The following is a 4685-nucleotide window of genomic DNA, read 5'->3' on the forward strand; positions in this document are numbered from 1 at the left end:
TCCTGATAGTCGTTGCGCCTAAACACGGGCTCGCCCGCGTCCTTGCCCTCGGCCTCCAGCCGCGAAATGCGCTCGCGCTCCATCTGCTCTTTATAAACCTCGTCGCGATAGACGAAAAGTATAATGTCGGCGTCCTGCTCGATCGCGCCGCTTTCGCGCAGATCGCTTAGCATCGGGCGTTTGTTCGAGCGCGCCTCAAGCGAGCGGTTTAGCTGCGACAGCGCGATGATCGGGATGTTTAGCTCGCGCGCCAAGAGCTTGAGTCCGCGTGAAATTTCGGCGATTTGCAGGTGGCGCTCGGAGTAGTTGCTCGTGCTCGTCATAAGTCCGATGTAATCAATCACGCAAAGCTCGATATTGGCATCCGCGGATTTGAGCTTGCGCAACTGGGTGCGGACCTGGTGGATGTTTACATAGCCGCTGTCATAGACGAAAAGCGGCATATTCAGCACCGCGTCGCAGGCGTCGTTGAAGCGCGTCCAGTCGTCGTCGCTGAGCTTGGCGCTCATTATGTCGCTTAGCGGGATCGAGCTAAGCGCGCTTAGTATGCGATACATCAGCTGCACGGAGGGCATCTCGAGCGAGAAAAATACGACGCCCTTGCCGCTTTGCAGAGTTTTCATCATCAAATTTAGCGCAAAAGCGGTCTTTCCCATACCGGGGCGGGCGGCGATTATGATGAGCTCACCCGGTTTCAACCCCTTCGTGCAGTCGTTTAGGAAGCGAAAGCCCGTATCTAGCCCCACGAGCTCCGAGCCTGCGAGCGCCTTTTGGCGCTTCAGCTCCTCTACTACGCCTTCGATGATCTCGTGCGATTTTTTGATGCCGCCGTGGCGCTCCTCATCGACGAGCTCGTAAATTTTGGAGCTAATTTTATCGGCGGTGTCCTTGCTGCGCACGGCTTCGTTTACCATCGAAGGGATCTCGTGCGCGACCTTGATTAGCGAGCGCTTGATCGATTTTTCGCGCAGCTCGAGCGCGTATTTTGGGGCGTCGACCACGCCGCTGGTGGCTACAACCTCGGTAAATGCGCCATCGTCGTAGCGCTCGGCTAGCCATTTTTTAACGAAGCTCGGCGCGATCGGCTCGTTGTGCGAGGAGCACTTGACGATCGCCTCGTAGATGTCGGCGTGCGGCTTGTAGAAAAAATCGCCGACCGAGATTATCTCGCTCAGCTCGCCGTATGCGTCCTCGTTTTGCAAAAGCGAGCTTAAAATCGCACGCTCCATATCCAGATCGTATAAATTTGCAGGCACATTCTGCTTCGTTGCCATCGCTTCCCCTCGTTTCGCGCGCTTTTGCGCGTCTAAATTTTAAGCTCTATAAAATCGTAAATTTTAATCCACAGCCCCGGTACGCGCTTTTGAAAAGCGATGCGGCTTTGAACGCTCGTCGCGAGACCTTAGAACTATCGCGGCTTTGAAAGCCTGCGAAGCTCGGAGCCTTGCAACCCAAAATCTCGCTAGATCAAACAGCTTGCGATCTTGAAAGCTCGAACGATTTTGAAACCGCGGCGCTTTTGAAACTTAACGCTTCCAAAGGCCACGCGATTTTAAGCCGCTGCACTCTTATGCCGCACACACCGCGGCGATTTGAGACTGCGCCCAAAGGTTGCCGCGGCGGATTTGAAATTTTGAAATTTCATAGAGCTTGAAATTTCGCTAGGGCTCAGAATTCTTTAAAATTTTAAGCCCGCCTATTAAAATTTAGCGCTACAAGCTTGGGCAGTAAATTTTGCGCCCGAGCTGCGGCGAGCGAACCTTTCTAAACTTAAACCGAAGCGTCACGATTTGAAATTTTTCAAACGCCTTAAACAATGAGCCGAATGCCGTGGCATTTAAATTTAACGCTCGCTCGCTGTTTCGCAAAACAGTGTGTCTGTCGCAATAAATCGCACTAAATTTAACGCGGCTAAACTTCAATGTCGTGCCTTGAAATTTTACGCCGCAAATTTAGCACCGAATCGCGAGGCTCAAATTTTAAAATAAAATTTCACGGCGAATTGCAAAGTTAAAATTTCAAACCCAAAATTCTAAAATGAAATTCCAGAGTTAAAATTTAAATCCAGAATTCCAAGCCGCACTCCCAAAGGCTCAAATTTAAAAGCACTGCCTCGGAATTAAATTTTAAAATTTTACGCCTCAGACAGACTGCGTTGATGAGCCTAAACGAACCGCGATGAGCCCAACGCGCCCAAACGCCGAGCCGCGCGGCTGAGTCACGCGCCATAAAGACTTTAGCAAACCAGGCACCCCCGCAGCCCTCATGCTCCTTCGCGAGCCCGCACCTCGTCCTCGACCTCTTGCAAAAACCGCTCCACGAGCTTGCTCTCATCGAGTTTGGCGACCACTTCGCCGTGGCGCATCACGATGCCGCGCCCGTTGCCGAACGCGATCGCCACGTCCGCGCCCTTCGCTTCGCCGATCGCATTTACGACGCAGCCCATGACGCTGATATTTAGCGGCGTTTTAATGTGCGCAGTTTTTTCTTCGACGATTTTGATCGCGCTTAGCAGATCGCTTTGCAAACGCCCGCAGGTAGGGCACGATATGATATTGACGCCGCTTTTTTGCACGCCCGCGTCCTGTAGGATCGCGCGCGCGACGCGGATCTCCTCCTCAAGCTCGCCCGTGATGCTCACGCGCATCGTATCGCCGATCCCCTCCATCAGAAGCGCGCCTAGCGCGATCGCGCTCTTGATGCTCGCGTGAAATTTCGTCCCCGCCTCGGTCACGCCCAGATGAAAAGGATACTCGCATAGCGGGCGCAGCGCGCGATACGCAGCCACCGTGCTCGGCGCGTCCGAAGTCTTAAGCGAGATCGCAATGTCGCTAAAGCCCTCATCTTCAAGCAGCGCGGCGTTATACAGCGCGCTTTGCACCATCGCCTCCACGCCGCGGCCGTACTTTTGCTCAAACTGCTCCTCAAGCGAGCCCAAATTTACGCCGATGCGGATAGGCAGATTGTGAGCTTTGCACGCGCGCACGACCTCTTTGATGCGGTCTTTGCCGCCGATATTACCGGGATTTATACGAATGGCATCGACAAACTCCGCGACCTGCAGCGCCAAGCGAAAATTAAAATGGATGTCCGCTACGATGGGAAGCGGCGAGTTTTTTTTGATGCGTGCGAGCGCGTCCGCGTCCTGCTTATCGAGCACCGCGCAGCGCACGATGTCACAGCCAGCGAAATACAGGCGGTTTATCTGCTCTAGCGTGCCCTCCACGTCCTTCGTTTTAGAAAAGCTCATCGACTGCACGGAGATGGGCGCGCCGCCGCCGATTTTGACGGAGCCGACGGAGATTTGGCGGGTCGGATAGCGATTTTTCAAATTTAAGCCTTTAGAATTTTTTGCGCTATTTTATTCAAAACGGGGTTAAAATTTAATAATTCGCACTCGCTAGCCGCCGCTAGAATTTCGCCTACATAATTTCACTCGCTAAATTTTACTTTTACGCTTGCAAAAAATTTCATTTCGCCGCGAAATTTGAGCAAATAAAGTTCTATAAAATTCCGCCATCTAATAAAATTCTAAAAATTCCGGTAGCAAATAAAACTATACAAAATTTTATGGCAAGCGAAATTTAATAAACCACGCAGCCAAGCAAAATTCTGCGAATTTAGCAGGTGGGCGAAGTCCTCGACATAAAATTACAAAATTAAGCTTTTGAAATTTCCGCGAAATTTTACCCACAGTATCGTCGTAGCGCTCGCTCGCGCAAAACAAGTGCAGTCTGGTTTATCCTAGCAGCACGGCATGCAGCCGTGAAATTCAAAGCAAGTGGATGAAATATGAAAAATTCTATCTTTAATTGCAGCATTAGGGCATTGTTTCGCACGGCGGCAAAGCCGAAAAAACGTCAGCGTTCGTGTTTGCACACCGCGCCAGTATCGCGATCTTATAGAGGCAGTAAAATTTAAACCGCCTACGCATATAAATTGCGTCGGCATGCCGCCTAGGCTAGCGCACCAGCTCCATATTCACCTTGACCCTGCTCATCTTGTCCTGCAGCATATCCATCACCGACTCATTGCGCGACGAAGCATCATCCATCGGGGCTTCGTGCTGCTGCCACTTGCTTTTAGGCGCGGCAGGACCCCACTGCGATGAAAATATCAGCCCGCGCTTTTTCTCAGTCTCAGGCGCAGGCTCGTAAGGCTGTGGAGCGGGCTTCGCCCAACGCTCATCATAACGCATCGCAGCACCTTGCCCTAGCGCATTACCCCGCTTTGGCGACGACATCTTACTAAGCGCGCTACCGCCAGAGCGCCCTATCGCACGGCTAGAGCGAGCAGATGTGGGAAGATAGGGCGCGCGAGCATTTTGACGAGCCGTATACTTCGTGGCGCTCGAATGAGATGCAGCTGTATGCCCCATAGCGCCAGAACGAGTTGCACTATAGCCGTAGCGAGCTTGCGGCTGTGCAATTCGAGTCGTCGTTAATTTTCGAGCTTGTGCGTCTACGGTTTTGCCGGTCTGCTCATCCGCGCCTCCGTGAGTTTGCGCGCTTACGCTTCTCCGCATATCTGCGCCTCTGTAAGTTTGCTCCGTATCGCGGGCGTTTGGCACCTCATCCTCATAAATACGGGTCTTTGGCAAACGCATCAGCGTCGCGACTAGGCTCTTGCTAGCTCCATTCTGACTGCCTGATTGACTAGCCGGGCGCCTAGGTGCTTTATTTCTC

General features: G+C 52.4%; 5 protein-coding genes. 1 reads left to right on the plus strand and 4 read right to left on the minus strand.

The annotated features are described in order from the left end of the window. The coding region (gene dnaB / locus Q0238_RS04970; protein WP_297943464.1) for a replicative DNA helicase at positions 1-1274 on the minus strand (1274 nt) is incomplete at its 3' end. Between the two features lie 170 nt (positions 1275-1444). Here dnaB and Q0238_RS04975 point away from each other — a divergent pair. After that, entirely contained in the window at positions 1445-1654 is a 210-nt protein-coding gene (locus tag Q0238_RS04975; RefSeq protein ID WP_297943466.1) for a hypothetical protein, read from the plus strand. A 58-nt stretch (positions 1655-1712) separates the two neighbouring features. Here Q0238_RS04975 and Q0238_RS04980 read toward each other — a convergent pair whose 3' ends face one another. The 3 genes from Q0238_RS04980 to Q0238_RS04990 all read right to left on the minus strand — a co-directional run. Further along, positions 1713-1922 carry a hypothetical protein gene (locus Q0238_RS04980; RefSeq protein WP_297943468.1) on the minus strand — a complete coding sequence of 70 codons (210 nt, stop codon included), beginning with the start codon at positions 1920-1922 and terminating at the stop codon, positions 1713-1715. Positions 1923-2263: 341 nt separating this feature from the next. Further along, the gene (ispG, locus tag Q0238_RS04985) at positions 2264-3331 is read right to left on the minus strand and encodes a flavodoxin-dependent (E)-4-hydroxy-3-methylbut-2-enyl-diphosphate synthase (protein ID WP_297943471.1); all 1068 of its coding nucleotides are present in this window, start codon (positions 3329-3331) and stop codon (positions 2264-2266) included. Between the two features lie 630 nt (positions 3332-3961). Continuing rightward, on the minus strand, positions 3962-4685 hold a 724-nt coding region (locus Q0238_RS04990), incomplete at its 5' end, for a hypothetical protein (RefSeq protein ID WP_297943473.1).

It is taken from the genome of uncultured Campylobacter sp., assembly GCF_938045775.1.
In the GTDB taxonomy this organism is placed as follows: domain Bacteria; phylum Campylobacterota; class Campylobacteria; order Campylobacterales; family Campylobacteraceae; genus Campylobacter_B.